Origin of the sequence: Cognatishimia sp. F0-27 (assembly GCF_020667845.1) — a bacterium.
Classification (GTDB): Bacteria; Pseudomonadota; Alphaproteobacteria; order Rhodobacterales; family Rhodobacteraceae; genus JAFMPQ01.
Genome location: NZ_JAFMPQ010000004.1, coordinates 155,847 through 169,831, shown reverse-complemented (window position 1 = coordinate 169,831; position 13,985 = coordinate 155,847). Strand labels below are relative to the sequence as shown.

The window sequence follows — 13,985 nt, the reverse complement described above, 5'->3', positions numbered from 1 at the left end:
AACCCGCTACGACAAGACCGCTGAAAGTTTCCTCGGCTTCATAGACATCACGTCCATCCGCCTCTGGCTGCGTCTTTTGTCAACATGACCTAACATGGTAGAAAGCTACTTCTCCCGCCTGCGCCGCATGGTATCGGGCCAGCACCACCACGTTAGCCCCCAGTACCTCTACCAGTACGCAAACCACGCCGCGTGGCTTGAGGACAACCGCCGCACTGACAACGGCACGCTGGCGCAGATCGTGGTCAGCAGTTCCATGGCTGCACCTGTTTCCCGGCAGTGGAAAGGTTACTGGCAGCGCGCGGCGTAGCGAGAAGAACGCAACGAGAACTCGCTACGCTTGAACGACAGATTGCCGCAGTGTATTGTCGGGATTTAATGGGTTGGACCGGGATTCACCACCACAGATCGTCCCGGCCCATATATTCTGAAAATCAGCGCCGCAGCGCTTCCTCCCATTCACAGTATGCTTGCAATAGTCCTTGGAATCAAGGCTCGTCAAGCGGAATTGCTGCGGCGCGGCGCGCTAGGAGGCGCAACGCTATGCAGTACTCGATGAAACTTATCGAGCATAAAGTTCAAGGTAGCCCGGTCCAGCAAAGGGCCACCGATGGCTACATCAACGCTACCGCAATGTGTCGTATCGCAGGGAAGCTATGGGCTGATTATAACCGCCTTGCACACACAAAAGCCTTCTTGGCCGCTCTAGAGGCCGATATGGGAATCCCCATATCGGAACTGATTAAGTCGGTAAAAGGTGGCGATCCTCGAATCCAAGGCACTTGGGTTCATCCGCAGGTCGCAATCCACCTCGCGCAATGGTTGTCGCCAGAGTTCGCAGTGAAGGTCAGCAAGTGGGTATACGACTGGCTCAGCGGCCAAGGCACACAAAGCGGTTACAGCTACCACCTGAAGCGCTATACAACCAATCTGCAAAACGTTCCGTATGGTCATTGGTCAATGCTTCAGGAAATGATGATCGGCCTAATCGGGCCGATGGAATCACGCGGCTATGTTCTGCCAGAGAACATGCTGCCCGACATTTCTGAAGGACGGATGTTCTGCAAGTTCCTCAGAGAGGAGTTGCACATAAACACCGATGCGTTGCCAACTTATCGCCATGACTTCGAAGACGGTCGTGTTGTCTATCCGAAAGCGTACCCTAACGAACTGCTTCCGGCGTTTCGTGCTCACTTTTTCGAGGTGTGGCTGCCCAACAAAGCGCAAGGGTACTTTGAAACTAAAGACCCAAAGGCTCTAGAGTACTTGCCGTTCTTGCTGCCGAAACCTGACGCAGCTTAGCGCCCTTGCTGGCCCTACGGGGCCAGCTTCCACAAACACCCATCTGGCCCAAAGTCTTGCACCACATGCCCGTCTTTCTGCTGCCGCTGGATGGCGTGACGCACCCGCTTTAGTACATCGGCATGAACATCATCGCCCCAGCCCTTCGACGCGATGATCTGCGCCGCTATCGCTTCATCATCCGCAGGCGCTTCCCGTAGCATGTTGATGATCGTCAGCTTCAACTCATTGCGCCCGAATAGCTGCTTGTACTTCCCGCGTGGCGCAATGGCCTTTGGGTCGTCCTCATAGCCACACAGCACCAGTGCGCGGTCTATGGCGTCCAGATCGGCTTTGAGGGCGTCCAGCGCCTTTGCTGCGGCCTTGTGCTGGCCCGCTATTTCGCCGCGCTTTTTGATCAGTCCGTGTATCGTGTTCTGCATCCCCGCACTATGGATTCACGCGGGCCGTTTGTTCAGATATGTTCTTGGTGCGTTTGATACATAAGGCCGGAAATAAACTGAAAACGGACATTGCGGCGAAGGTCGGCTTTGTCCCGCAAATCCGTCGTTGGGTCCAGGCGCGGCGAAGGGAAACTCTCCGCCCTCATTCTGCCCAAGTGGATCGTTCAGAGGAACGTAAACTTCCACAAGACCAGGACGTGAACCCCGTGAATAATGCAGGCTTTCCGAACAGAGCGCCCGCTTGGGGGATCGATAGCGCCCGCAGATATGGCGCGGGCGATGTGGTCGGCCTGCCAGATCACCGAGGCGCTCGGTGATATCCCTCTTTGTTCAGATGTTCCTTGGCAGGTCGACCGTGCGTCCCGTTCTGGACGAGGCTTCGATCGCTTCGATAACCCGGTGCGACCGCTGTGCTTCACGGCCTGTGACCATCGGCGGCTTGCCGGTTCGGAGCGCGTCGATGAAATCCTCGATCACGGCCTGATGCCATACATGCTTGCCGCCCGTCGGGGACATCGCAGGCCCTTCATCGACATCTTGCCTGCCATCCCGCCAATCGACGGTGAGGGCGGTCTTGTCGATGCGCAGCGAGGCCCGCTGGAAATGAAGCCGGATCACTTCGGTGCGGTGGGGGAACATCGCCGTTCCGGCGATGAGCGATCCGACCGCCCCGTTGGCAAAATGCAACCCCGCGACGGCAAAATCTTCCGCCTCCATCCGGTGCAGAACGGTTGTCGCCGTCATGGCCTGAACACGCGTCACCGGTCCGGCAAGGCTGAGAGCGAGGTCAATGGAATGGATCGCGTTGGTCAGCATCACGCCACCGCCGTCGCGGGCATAGGTGCCACGGCCCAGCGCGTCGTAGTAGGACTGGTCGCGCCAAAGCGGCACGGCGATTTCGACCAGCCCAAGCGCGCCGAGGGTGCCGCTCTGGACAAGGCGCGCGGCGGCGATGGACGGTGCCCGTTTGCGGTGCTGGAACAAGACACCGAGGGAGACACCGGCACGATCGCAGATCCCGATCACCTCTTCGGCTTCCTGCACTGTCCGCGCAACGGGCTTTTCCAGCAGAATGTGCTTGCCCGCCCGTGCCAGCGGGCCGATCACCGCCTCGCGCACGCTGGGCGGTGTCGCGACAATGGCAATGTCGATCTCCGGGTCGGCAGCCACCGCGGCCAGGTCGGACGTGAAGACTGGCGCGTCTCCGGCATAGAACCCGGCCAGCGGCCGCGCACGATCCGGGTTTCGAGAGACGATTGCCACGAGCCGCACAGCGTCGCCCATGGCCGAGAGCGCTTCAACATGGGTCCTGGCGATCATGCCCGCGCCGATCAATGCGACGCCTGTGGGTATCGGGTTGCCGGTCTTGCTCATCAGTAATTCCAAAGCGTCCCATCTTCGAGCCTGACGACGGGATGACTGCCCGGCTGGTATGCGTATCGTGCTGCCTCGGCCTCATCGAAATCGACGCCCAGACCGGGGGCGTCGCTGACATGAAACAAGCCATCCTCCAGCCGATGCTCCGACGGGAACAAGGCATCGCATTCCGGCGTGCCAAGGACGAGGTATTCCTGAATGCCGAAATTCGGTGCCCATGCATTGATGTGATGCTGCGCCGCCATCGAGATGGGTGAGTGGCTGGGCGCGCCATGGAAGCCTGTGCGCACGTGATGCAGACCAGCCAGATCGACGATACGACGTGCATGGGTGATGCCCCCCGCATAGGTCACGGCGATGCGGATGAAGTCGATCAGCTCGTTCTCGATCAGGCGATTGCAGTCGAAGATCGAGTTGAAGACCTCGCCGATGGCAATGGGGGTGGTCGCGTGCTGCCGGATCAGCCGCAGCGCCTCCTGATCCTCCCCCGGCGTCGGGTCTTCGAGCCAATAAAGCCCGACGGGTTCGACCGCCTTTGCAAAAGCGGCGGCCTCGCGCGGGAGCAGGCGGTGATGCACATCGTGCAGGATTTTCAGATCCGGCCCGAAGCGGTCACGGATGTCTGCCAAGGCAGCGGGCATGAAGCGCAGGTAGCGGTCGGTGTCCCAAATCTCGACCTTGGGGCGGATGCCGCTGAAATCGGTGATGTAGTCGCCCGTCGATCCTGTCTCGTCGGGCACGGCGTAGCTGGCAGTGGGCATTCCGGGAATGCCGCATTGCACACGTACGGCTTTGTAGCCCTGCTCGATATAGCGCGCGATGCTGTCCATCAGGTCTGGCAAATCGGCACCGGTGGCGTGGGCGTAAACCAGCGCGGCCTCGCGGCTTTTGCCGCCAAGAAGGTCATAGACGGGCATGTTTGCCAGCTTGCCCTTGATGTCCCAAAGCGCCATGTCAATGGCGCCGAACGCAGCCATGGCGATCGGACCGCGCCGAAAATAGGCCCCGCGATAGAAGAACTGCCAGATATCCTCGCTGCGACGCGGATCCATGCCGATGAGGTTGGGGATCAGATAATCGCGAAGATAGGCCGCGGGCAGCGTTTCGCGATTGTTCAGCGTCGCGTCGCCAAGCCCGTAGACGCCTTGGTCGGTCATGATCTTGAGCGTGACGTAGTTCTTCCCGGGGCCACCCACAAAGACCTTTGCATCGGTGATTTTCATGCGCATCCTCCGTTCACGTCGGTCCAGTTGCCGGATGCCCGGATGTGGTCGATGAGACGCTGATAGAGCGCGCCTTGGGCAAAGGTCGGATAGGCGGGCACATCCTGTCCATCGATATCCCGGACAAAAATTGCGGTCAGCACATGCCAGCACTGTTCGGTTTCGCCGAGCCCTGCCGGCACGCTCTGCGCGATGTCATCGGGTGTCGGAGTTTCGATCCAGCTGCTCCCGTCATGCCAGTAAAGCGTGCCGGCGCCATAATGCCCCGTCAGGAAGATCGCGCCTTTGGTCCCGTAGATCGCGATATGATCGTCATGGAAGCGCGGCACCAATCCGCCGTGCTTGAACAGGACCGAGACGGGTTTTCTGGCCAAAGGGCTGCGCAACCGCGCCATGACCGTGTAGGACCATTCGACATTGCTCTCGCCCCATTCCAGCGCGGGATCGTCAAGGTTTTCCGGGATGAAGGCGCGGCGTTTGGTAAAATCGTGGACACCCTCGACCTTGGGCGCGCGGCCCAGATCGTCGCGGACGTCGCCGGCGATTTGCAGGATGTCGCCCTCGATCAGGGTCTGCGCGATGGCAAGGGAATGCGTGAAATTGTTGTTGAGCCGCCCGCCGCCCTCTTCCGCGCGGTGCGACCAGCCAAAGGGAATTCCGCGCTCGAGGTTGAAATGCGAGATGCTCTCGATCTCGGTCGGCTCGCCTATTGCGCCCGTGGCGATGAGGCGTTTGGCGTGCTGAACGCTGGGCGTGTATTGAAAGCTTGCGGCATAGGCCGTCTTGACGCCCTTCGCCTGTGCCAGTTCGTGAAGCGCGGTGGCGCTGGCCCCATCGGTCGTCATCGGTTTGTCGCAGAAGACATGGCAACCGGCCGCGATGGCCTCTTTGATCTGCTCGTAATGCGCCCCGCCGGGGGTCGCAATGGACACGACATCAGGCTTGAGAGCCGCAAGGGCCGCCGGCCAATCGGTCCCTGCACAGGGGATGGAAAGCTCCGCCGACACGTCACGCACCACATGATCCGTCCGCCCGACCATGCCGACAATCTCCGCCCCTGCGGCGCGGAACGCCTGGGCATGGCCTTTTCCGGCAAAGCCGGTGCCGGCGACAAGAACCCGGAGCCCACTCATCTGCCGAGCCAGCCCCCGTCAACCGGCAGGGTGATCCCCGTCACATAGCGCGAAGCCGGAGAGGCAAGGTAGGTTACGGCTCCGGCGATATCCTCCGGGTCCGCCCAGCGGCCCAGCGGGATGCGGTCGAGGATCGCCTTGTTGCGCTCAGGGTCATTGCGCAGGTCGGTTGTGTTGTTGCTGACGACATATCCGGGCGCCACGGCGTTGACCGTGATCCCCTTGGCGGACCACTCGTTGGACAGGATCCGGGTCAGCCCCCCCACGCCGCTTTTTGACGCTGTGTAGGATGGCACGCGGATACCGCCCTGAAACGACAGAAGCGAGGCGATGTTGATGATGCTGCCACCCTGCCCTGCCCCGACCCGGGATTTGGCGAAGGCCTGGGACAGGAAGAACACGACCTTGAGGTTGATATCCATCACCGCATCCCAGTCCTCTTCCGAGAATTCGAGGCTGTCTGCGCGACGGATGATGCCGGCGTTGTTGACCAGCGTGTCGATCTGGCCGAACGCCTTTTCCGCTTCTGCGAAAGCAGCCCGCGCAGCGGCAACCGTGCCAAGGTCCGCTTTCAGCGCGTCGGCTTTCCCGCCCGCCCGTGCGACCTTGGCCAGCGTGTCGTCCATCGACGACCGGCCCACAGCGATGACGTGGCAGCCATGGGCCGCCAGATCAATCGCGATAGCCTGCCCGATGCCGGTGTTTGCCCCCGTCACGAAGGCACGGGTGCCATCGAGGGAAAACCGGTTCATCGCAGGGTCTCCATCGCGACCATGTCCACATCGGTATAGTCCACATTGTCGCCCGCCATCGCCCAGATGAACGCGTAGGACGCCGTGCCCGCGCCGCAGTGGATCGACCATGGCGGCGACAAAACCGCCTGTTCGTTGCGCACGATCAAGTGGCGCGTCTCGTCGGGTTCGCCCATCAGGTGAACGATGTTTTGCCCTTCATCGAGGTCGAGGTAGAGATACGCCTCTGACCGGCGCTCATGGTAATGGGCGGGCATGGTGTTCCAGACGGACCCTTTGCCAAGCTTGGTCATTCCCATCACGATCTGGCAGCTTTCCATCACTGCCGGATGCACGAACTGATAGATCACCCGCTCATTGGAGGTGTCCCGGTCGCCCAAGGGCACCTGTGCCGCGTCGTCGATCGTGATCAGTCGCGCGGGGATCGCGCGGTGGGCGGGCGCCGAGATGATGTAGAAATGCGCATCCGGCCCCGAAACCGTCACGGCACCGGACCCCATGCCAAGATAGAGCGTGTCGCAGCGCCCCATGTCATAGGTTTCGCCGGCAGCCTCGACCGTGCCGGAGCTGCCGAGGTTGACCAGAACCGCTTCGCGCCGGTCGAGCCAGGATGGCGTGCCTGTCTGGTCGACGCCATCGATGACAAGGGGAGCGGACTTGGGCGTGGCGCCGCCGACGATCATTCGGTCGTATTGCGAATAGGTCAGGCAGACTTCATCGTCGGCCCACAGGGTGCTGATCAGGAATTCGTCCCGCAGCTGTGTGGTGTCGAATGTCTTGGCATGACGCGGATCAATGGCCCGGCGAAGGTTGGTCTTGAGCATCGTTTTCTCCTCGTGATGCATGGATGGCGTGCAACGGTCAGGCCGCGACGTCGGACCGTTTCCAATCGCCGCGCCAGAGGCGACGATGGAAGGCAGGGAATTTCAGGATCTCTTCCCAAAGGAACAGGGAGAGGATCCAGAACGGCGAAAGGTCGAGATACAGCACGAAGAGCGCTGTGGCGGGCACGCGGAACGCCCATTGCGCCCAGATGAAAATGTGCATGACATAGATTGTGTCGCCTGCCGCGCGCAGCGTGTTGCCACAGATCGCATTCGTGGCGCGAGGGAACTGGATGATCAGCAGAATTGGCAGGAAGCCGAACAAGATCGCGCGGGTTTCGGGCTCGAGGTTCGGATAGATCCAGTCGAGCGAGAGGCACATGGCCAGAAAAATCATCGAGACCACTCCCGCCGCGATGAAGGCCCCCATCCAGGCGCGAGACAGGAAGCGATCCAGCACGGCCTCCGGCGTGCGTTTGCCCAGAAGCTGCGCCACGAGAATTCCCGTCGCCTGTGTCCATTGCATCGCGACCTGTCCGGCCAGCAGGTTCCACGGCGCGATCAGGGTCATGGCCGCGAAGCCGTTGAGCGACATGTTCGCGTAGATCAGCGAACAAACATGGGTGGCCAACGTGGCACTGACAAAGGTTGCCGCAATCGGAAGGGAGAAGCGGATGTGCCGCTTGATGGTTGGCGCGAAGCGGGTGTTATGCCAGCCCGCGACGCGGCGCAGATGGCCGCTGCTGCGCAGCAGAAGCACAGTCCAGAACGTGGTTTGAACCGTGATCGCGATGGCGCTGCCCAGCGCCGCGCCGGCCACGCCCAGCGCCGGCATGCCAAAAAGGCCGTGGATCAGAACAATGCTGCTGCCGACGTTGATCGGCACCGACAGAAGATAGCCATAGAGCGGCAGTTTGGTGCGGCTGCATCCGTTAAAGAAACTCGCAATGCACTGACCGATGGCCTCTCCAAGAATGACGATCGAGAAGATCGACAGGTAGAGCTGTGCCTGCTCTGCGACCTCGGCAGTGGGGGCAAGGCTCGCGATCAGGATGCCACCAAAGGTGAAGATGAGCCCGACGCCAAGGATGCCGATACTCAGGCTGACGGTGAGACCCGAAGCGAGGACCGATTTGAGGAACAACTGATCGCCGCTGCCATAGGCCTGCGCGGTGCGGATTTGCATGGCATGGGAGAAGGCAAAGATCACGCCGAGGACGATCCCGCCAAGAGCCGCCGCCAACCCCATGGCGGCCAAGGCCGATTCACCCAGCGACGACAACAGGAAACCGTCGATAACGACCGTTCCGTGCAAAAAGATCGCCTTGAGCGTCATGGGCCACGCAAGGGCAAACACATGCCGCGCCCCGGGGGCCGACTCGCTCCCTGTCTGATCTGTCGTCGTGGTCATCGACCGGTTCCGTAACTGCGCGCCCTGAATCTGTCAGCCGGCGAACCGGTCCCGTTGTTGTCAGGTGTCAGGTGTCAGCGCGTTCAAAATAATTGGCATTGGTCGCACTGATCCGCTCGATCGTGGCGTCAAGGCGCGACAGGTGCTTCATGCCGGCGGCGATGGCTGCATCGGTGTCATGGTTGACCACCGCATGGGCAATGGCGCGATGGTCCTCGACCAGTTCGGGCATCCGCTGTTCTTTCTCGAGTCCAAGCATGCAGAGCCGATCGACCTTGGCTTTTTCCTCCAAGATCACATCGTAAGCATATTCGACCCCTCCAATGACGCAGAGTGTCTTATGGAACTCGTAATCCAGAGTGCCAAACGTCTCGACGTCCGAGGCCGCAACGGCGGCTTCCTGCGCGTCGAGCGCGGCGTTCAACATCTCGGCGCCGGTGTCGTCGCATTGCGCCGCACTGCGTCGCAGCACCTCGGTCTCGATTGCCGCGCGGATGAAACGGGACTTCTCGATCTGGCGCATGGAGAAGCGGCGCACTTCGGTCGCCCGCTGTGGCCGGATCAGCAAAAGGTCAAGGTTCGCTAGGCGGCTGAACGCATCGCGCACCGGCTGGCGCGAGACGCCGAACTGGGCCGCGATGTCTGCCTCTGAAATGCGGTCACCGGGTTTGAGTTGCAGCGTGACGATCTGCTCGTGAAGGGCATCAAAGATGTCATCCACGCTCGTGCGGCGCTCTGACAGCGCAAGTGTTCTGACCATCGTGAACCTCCTCCTCGAGGCAATAGCTAGACAACGTATACAGAATGGCAAACTAGTATACCAGACTAGTATTGCAGTTTTTTTACTAGTATACCAGTTGCAGACGTGTGATTCGCCGGAAACGGTTCACCCGTCGCCAATGCGCCATAGGGAGGACACGATGGCCGGTGTGAATCTGAGTGGGATCGTCAAGGCGTACGGAGCTTTGCAAGTCGTCCACGGCATTGATCTGGACGTAGCGGAAAAGGAATTTGTGGTGCTGGTCGGTCCTTCCGGATGCGGCAAATCCACAACGTTGCGCATGATCGCCGGGCTGGAAGAAATCACCGATGGCGACCTCATGATCGACGGGCGCCGGATGAACCGGGTCGCGCCGAAAGACCGCGATGTGGCCATGGTCTTCCAGAACTACGCTCTTTACCCGCACCTCAACGTGGCCGACAACATGGCCTTCGGCCTGCGCATTCGCAAAATGCCAAAGGACGAGATCAAGACAACGATCGACGATGTCGCCGAAATCCTCGGATTGACCCCCTACCTTGACCGTCGTCCCGCCGACCTGTCAGGCGGTCAGCGCCAACGCGTCGCCATGGGCCGCGCGATCGTGCGCCACCCCAAGGTGTTCCTGTTCGACGAGCCGCTTTCGAACCTCGATGCAAAGCTGCGCACGCAGATGCGGGCCGAGATCAAACGGTTGCACAACCGGTTGGGCGTCACATCCGTTTATGTGACCCACGACCAGGTCGAGGCGATGACCCTGGCCGACCGCATCGTCGTGATGAATGACGGCCGGATCGAGCAGATCGGAACACCGATGGAACTGTTCAACCACCCAGCAAATACCTTCGTTGCGGGCTTTCTTGGCTCTCCGCCGATGAACCAGATGAAAGGCACACTGACGGAAACGGGTGCACGGGTCGGTGACGCGGAAATTGCGATCAATGGATCGGTTGCAGCACATGCGGGGCGCGATGTTATCGTGGGCATCCGCCCCGAACATGTGACGCTGAAAGCCGAGAGCGCATCATCCACACTGCCCATCAACCTCGATCTGGTCGAGCCACTTGGCTCCGAGGCATTGCTGCATGCCCGCCATGGCGAAGATCACCTTGTGTTCAAGGCCGACACGAATGGCGACATCACGCATTTGCAGGGGGTCAGCGCCGTGCATGTGCCGCACCACCTCGTAAAACTGTTTGATGCCGAAACCGGCCGCGCCCTGAACGTGGGGGGCTGAGACCATGTCAGATCGCAACTCCGACGTCGGCGGCATTCCGGTAGAAGAGGTCGTTGTCGAGGCCTCCGAGGCGCTCCGCGACCGCAGGCAGACGCGCACACCCGACAAGAAGTGGGTGACGGTCTTGGATCACTTCCGACGGGAATGGCAGATCTACGCGATGCTTCTGCCGACAATCATCTGGTTTCTCGTCTTTCTTTACAAGCCCATGTACGGGCTCCAGATCGCCTTCAAGGATTACTCAATCTTCCGGGGTGTCGCGGGCAGCCCATGGATCGGCTGGGAACATTTCCAGACGCTCTTCTCGAACGATCAGTTCATTCGCGCGGTGCGCAACACGATCACCATCAGCTTTTACAATCTGATCTTCGGCTTTCCGGCTCCGATCATCCTTGCCTTGATGTTCAACGAAGTCTTGCACGCCTCTTACAAGCGGACTGCACAGACCATCGTGTACCTGCCGCACTTCATCTCGTCGGTGATCATTGCGGGTATCGTCATCACGGCCTTTTCGCCAACTGCCGGGATCATCAACACCTTCATCAGCTGGCTCGGCTATGATCCTGTCTACTTCCTGACACAGCCACAATGGTTCCGCCCGATCTTTGTCGGAACGGGGATTTGGCAGGAGGCCGGCTTTGGCTCCATCGTGTTCCTTGCCGCGATCGCCGGTGTGAACCCGTCGCTCTATGAAAGCGCCGTGGTCGATGGGGCGAACCGCTGGCAGATGATGTGGAAGATCACCATTCCGTCCATCCTGCCGACCATTCTGATCATGCTGATCATCCGGATCGGCAACGTCATGGAAGTTTCGTTCGAGCTTGTGATCCTGCTTTACCAGCCGTCCACCTATGAAACGGCGGATGTGGTCAACACATGGGTTTACCGCCAGGGCCTCCAGTCCGGTCAGTATGACCTCGCTGCCGCCGCCGGCCTCTTCAACGCTGTTGTCGCCTTCGTCTTGGTGATGACTGCCAACACCCTGTCGCGCCGCTTCTCGCGCACGTCGCTCTGGTAGGAGGATCAGGCAATGATGAATTGGAACCTCTATTCGCGTGGCGACAAGTTCTTCGCCATCATCGTCTCTGTCCTGATCGGCATGTTCACCGCCGCGACGCTCTATCCGTTTATCTACATCGCGGCGGTATCGTTCAGTTCGGGCTTTGCGGCGCAGGCAGGCAAGGTGGTGCTGACGCCCATCGATGCCACGCTTGAAGCCTATGGCTATATCCTGAAGGATCCGCAGTTCTGGATCAGCTACCGCAACACCTTCATCTACACGATCGGTGGCACGGTCATGTCGCTGCTGTTCATCATCCCCTGCGCCTACGCCCTGTCGCGTCCGCAGCTCAAGGGACGGCGGTTCTTCAACCTCTTCATCGCGTTCACGATGTGGTTCAATGCCGGTCTGATCCCGTTCTTCCTGAACATGCGCGATCTGGGGCTTCTGGACAGCATGTTCGGCATCATCCTTGGCTTCGCGATCAACGCCTTCAATATCATCCTGCTGCGCAACTTCTTCGAATCCATTCCACAAAGCTTTGAAGAGGCCGCACGCATGGACGGGGCCAATGACTTTCAGGTGCTGTGGAAGGTGTTCATTCCGCTCAGCAAGCCCGCCATCGCCACGATAACCCTGTTCCTGATCGTCGCCCGCTGGAACGGCTTCTTCTGGGCCATGGTGCTGCTGCAATCCGAAAGCAAGATCCCGCTGCAGGTGTTCCTGCGCCACACGATCAGCAACCTCAGCGACGATGACGAGTTCGCCATCGTCCAGACCGCCGCCGGTTTCAGCGCCGAAACCGTGACCGCGGCCATCATCGTCTGTTCGATCATCCCGGTGCTGATCGTCTACCCGTTCATCCAGAAATACTTCGAGAAGGGCATCCTGCTCGGAGGCGTCAAAGAATAATCACGAAATCGCAAATGGGAGGAAATCTTATGCGTAAACTGAGCCTAGCGGCGGCCTTGCTTGCAGGCAGTGCCATCACGACACCCGCTTTCGCGGATGGCCATCTCCGGATCGTGGAAGAGCCTCTGGAACTGACGATCCAGATGAACCACGCCCGTTACCCGATCTACGAAGAGGATTGGCCGGTCGAACAGGCCGCCCGCGAGATGACGGGGATCCACCTGCTCAACGACACGGTCGGCGCCAACATGCGGACCGACGAAAACACGGGCCGCACCGAAGCGCTGAACCTGATGCTGGCATCGGGCACCATCCCCGACATCGTCGGCTCCAGCCGGATCAGGGATTTCGTGAACCAGTATGGCCCCGAAGGCGCGTTTCTCCCGCTCAACGACCTGATCGCCGAGCACGCCCCCAACATCGCGGCCTACTACGCCCAACGTCCCGATATCGAAGCCGCCGTGAAGGCCGCCGATGGGCAGATGTATTACGTGCCCTACCTGCCCGATGGCAAATACGGCCGCGCCTATTGGATCCGCACGGACTGGCTGGATGCGCTCGGCCTCGAGATGCCACAGACCGTGGAAGAGTACGAAGCGGTCCTGCGCGCCTTCAAGACCCAAGACCCCAACGGCAATGGTGAAGCGGACGAAGTGCCGTTCTTTGCCCGCCAGTGGCCGGAACTCATCCGCCTCGTCACCCTTTGGGACGGACGCGCGCATGGGTCGGACACCTATCACGACTTCCTTGTCGAAGACGGCAAGATCAGCCACGGCTATATCGGCGCAGGTTACCGCGACGGCATCAGCAACCTGGCCCGCTGGTATGCGGATGGCCTGATCGACGCGGAAATCTTCACCCGCGGTTCCTCGGCTCGTGACTTCCTTCTGTCTGAAAACCTTGGCGGGTCGACCCATGACTGGTTCGCCTCGACAGGTGGCTACAACAGCCTGTCCTCCGAGATCGAAGGGTTTGCGTTCGAGGCCATGGCACCGCCCGCATCCGTCAGCGGCAAGCGCATCGAAGAGCACCGCCGCATTCTTGTGAAGCCCGACGGCTGGGCCATCGGCTACACCAACGAGCACGTTGTCGAAACCATCAAGTATTTCGACTTCTGGTTCACGGAAGAAGGGCGTCGTCTGGCGAATTTCGGCGTAGAGGGCAACCACTACGAGATGGTCGACGGCGAACCGATCTTCACCGAGGAATTCCTCGCACGCGGGCCGGTCAACCGTTCGCTCTATCAGGACGGCGCCCAGCTTCAGGCGCGCGGGTATTTCCAGGATTACAACTACGAAATCCAGTGGACGAACGAATTCGCCCTGGCCGGAATCGAGCTCTATGAGCAGGGCGACTACCTGATCCCTGACTTCCTTGGCGTGGCGTTCACGGCGGACGAACAGAAAGTCTACGACCGCACCTGGGGCAGCATCCGTGACTACATGCTGGAGCGTCAACAGGGCTGGATCCTCGGCAATGGGGACGTGATGGCCGATTGGGACGCCTATCTCGCCCAGTTGGACGACATGGGCATGCAGGACCTGCTCGCCGTCATGCAGTCCGCCTACGACCGTCAATACGGCACCAACTGACTCCTCCCACCCGGGGCGG

Annotated in this window: 13 protein-coding genes and 2 pseudogenes; 7 read left to right on the top strand and 8 right to left on the bottom strand. The window is 60.3% G+C overall.

What is annotated here, in order from left to right:
* The 3 genes and pseudogenes from J1C49_RS04225 to J1C49_RS04215 form a co-directional block, all read left to right on the top strand.
* Positions 1-88 (top strand): annotated as a pseudogene (locus J1C49_RS04225) (IS5/IS1182 family transposase); the annotation flags it as partial.
* Between the two features lie 3 nt (positions 89-91).
* Positions 92-310: pseudogene (locus J1C49_RS04220) on the top strand (transposase); the annotation flags it as partial.
* A gap of 245 nt (positions 311-555) precedes the next feature.
* Entirely contained in the window at positions 556-1,302 is a 747-nt protein-coding gene (locus J1C49_RS04215) for a KilA-N domain-containing protein (protein WP_227444551.1), read from the top strand.
* A gap of 14 nt (positions 1,303-1,316) precedes the next feature.
* On the opposite strand, the gene J1C49_RS04210 is transcribed toward J1C49_RS04215, so the two are convergent.
* The 8 genes from J1C49_RS04210 to J1C49_RS04175 form a co-directional block, all read right to left on the bottom strand.
* The gene (locus tag J1C49_RS04210; RefSeq protein ID WP_227444550.1) at positions 1,317-1,724 is read right to left on the bottom strand and encodes a hypothetical protein; all 408 of its coding nucleotides are present in this window, start codon (positions 1,722-1,724) and stop codon (positions 1,317-1,319) included.
* 351 nt (positions 1,725-2,075) lie between these two features.
* Positions 2,076-3,119 (bottom strand): Gfo/Idh/MocA family protein, encoded by a 1,044-nt coding sequence (locus J1C49_RS04205; protein WP_227444549.1) that lies wholly within the window; start codon positions 3,117-3,119, stop codon positions 2,076-2,078.
* Positions 3,119-4,345: a D-mannonate dehydratase ManD gene (manD, locus tag J1C49_RS04200; RefSeq protein WP_227444548.1), complete on the bottom strand. Its 1,227-nt coding sequence runs from the start codon at positions 4,343-4,345 to the stop codon at positions 3,119-3,121. The genes J1C49_RS04205 and manD overlap by 1 nt, the downstream gene beginning before the upstream one ends.
* On the bottom strand, positions 4,342-5,478 hold the full coding sequence (locus J1C49_RS04195; protein WP_227444547.1) for a Gfo/Idh/MocA family protein: 1,137 nt from the start codon (positions 5,476-5,478) through the stop codon (positions 4,342-4,344). The genes manD and J1C49_RS04195 overlap by 4 nt, the downstream gene beginning before the upstream one ends.
* On the bottom strand, positions 5,475-6,230 hold the full coding sequence (kduD, locus tag J1C49_RS04190; protein ID WP_227444546.1) for a 2-dehydro-3-deoxy-D-gluconate 5-dehydrogenase KduD: 756 nt from the start codon (positions 6,228-6,230) through the stop codon (positions 5,475-5,477). The genes J1C49_RS04195 and kduD overlap by 4 nt, the downstream gene beginning before the upstream one ends.
* Positions 6,227-7,054: a 5-dehydro-4-deoxy-D-glucuronate isomerase gene (gene kduI, locus J1C49_RS04185; protein WP_227444545.1), complete on the bottom strand. Its 828-nt coding sequence runs from the start codon at positions 7,052-7,054 to the stop codon at positions 6,227-6,229. The genes kduD and kduI overlap by 4 nt, the downstream gene beginning before the upstream one ends.
* A 37-nt stretch (positions 7,055-7,091) precedes the next feature.
* The gene (locus J1C49_RS04180) at positions 7,092-8,465 is read right to left on the bottom strand and encodes an MATE family efflux transporter (RefSeq protein WP_227444544.1); all 1,374 of its coding nucleotides are present in this window, start codon (positions 8,463-8,465) and stop codon (positions 7,092-7,094) included.
* Between the two features lie 67 nt (positions 8,466-8,532).
* Positions 8,533-9,225, bottom strand: coding sequence for a GntR family transcriptional regulator (locus J1C49_RS04175; protein WP_227444543.1), 693 nt, complete (start codon positions 9,223-9,225; stop codon positions 8,533-8,535).
* Positions 9,226-9,385: 160 nt separating this feature from the next.
* Here J1C49_RS04175 and J1C49_RS04170 point away from each other — a divergent pair, with 160 nt between their 5' ends.
* Genes J1C49_RS04170 through J1C49_RS04155 form a run of 4 tightly spaced genes read left to right on the top strand, consistent with a single transcriptional unit; the run spans position 9,386 to position 13,966 of the window.
* Entirely contained in the window at positions 9,386-10,462 is a 1,077-nt protein-coding gene (locus tag J1C49_RS04170; RefSeq protein ID WP_227444542.1) for an ABC transporter ATP-binding protein, read from the top strand.
* A 4-nt stretch (positions 10,463-10,466) separates the two neighbouring features.
* Complete coding sequence (locus J1C49_RS04165; RefSeq protein ID WP_227444541.1) at positions 10,467-11,480, top strand: sugar ABC transporter permease; 1,014 nt, start codon at positions 10,467-10,469, stop codon at positions 11,478-11,480.
* Between the two features lie 12 nt (positions 11,481-11,492).
* The gene (locus J1C49_RS04160) at positions 11,493-12,374 is read left to right on the top strand and encodes a carbohydrate ABC transporter permease (RefSeq protein ID WP_227444540.1); all 882 of its coding nucleotides are present in this window, start codon (positions 11,493-11,495) and stop codon (positions 12,372-12,374) included.
* Between the two features lie 29 nt (positions 12,375-12,403).
* Entirely contained in the window at positions 12,404-13,966 is a 1,563-nt protein-coding gene (locus tag J1C49_RS04155) for an extracellular solute-binding protein (protein WP_227444539.1), read from the top strand.
* The last annotated feature ends 19 nt before the right edge of the window (positions 13,967-13,985 follow it).

What these genes read in the sequence shown, in the direction of transcription:
- J1C49_RS04215 (WP_227444551.1), top strand. Translation starts at nt 556, where the DNA reads ATGAAACTTATCGAGCATAAAGTTCAAGGTAGCCCGGTCCAGCAAAGG.
- J1C49_RS04210 (WP_227444550.1), bottom strand. Translation starts at nt 1,724, where the DNA reads ATGCAGAACACGATACACGGACTGATCAAAAAGCGCGGCGAAATAGCG.
- J1C49_RS04205 (WP_227444549.1), bottom strand. Translation starts at nt 3,119, where the DNA reads ATGAGCAAGACCGGCAACCCGATACCCACAGGCGTCGCATTGATCGGC.
- manD (WP_227444548.1), bottom strand. Translation starts at nt 4,345, where the DNA reads ATGAAAATCACCGATGCAAAGGTCTTTGTGGGTGGCCCCGGGAAGAAC.
- J1C49_RS04195 (WP_227444547.1), bottom strand. Translation starts at nt 5,478, where the DNA reads ATGAGTGGGCTCCGGGTTCTTGTCGCCGGCACCGGCTTTGCCGGAAAA.
- kduD (WP_227444546.1), bottom strand. Translation starts at nt 6,230, where the DNA reads ATGAACCGGTTTTCCCTCGATGGCACCCGTGCCTTCGTGACGGGGGCA.
- kduI (WP_227444545.1), bottom strand. Translation starts at nt 7,054, where the DNA reads ATGCTCAAGACCAACCTTCGCCGGGCCATTGATCCGCGTCATGCCAAG.
- J1C49_RS04180 (WP_227444544.1), bottom strand. Translation starts at nt 8,465, where the DNA reads ATGACCACGACGACAGATCAGACAGGGAGCGAGTCGGCCCCCGGGGCG.
- J1C49_RS04175 (WP_227444543.1), bottom strand. Translation starts at nt 9,225, where the DNA reads ATGGTCAGAACACTTGCGCTGTCAGAGCGCCGCACGAGCGTGGATGAC.
- J1C49_RS04170 (WP_227444542.1), top strand. Translation starts at nt 9,386, where the DNA reads ATGGCCGGTGTGAATCTGAGTGGGATCGTCAAGGCGTACGGAGCTTTG.
- J1C49_RS04165 (WP_227444541.1), top strand. Translation starts at nt 10,467, where the DNA reads ATGTCAGATCGCAACTCCGACGTCGGCGGCATTCCGGTAGAAGAGGTC.
- J1C49_RS04160 (WP_227444540.1), top strand. Translation starts at nt 11,493, where the DNA reads ATGATGAATTGGAACCTCTATTCGCGTGGCGACAAGTTCTTCGCCATC.
- J1C49_RS04155 (WP_227444539.1), top strand. Translation starts at nt 12,404, where the DNA reads ATGCGTAAACTGAGCCTAGCGGCGGCCTTGCTTGCAGGCAGTGCCATC.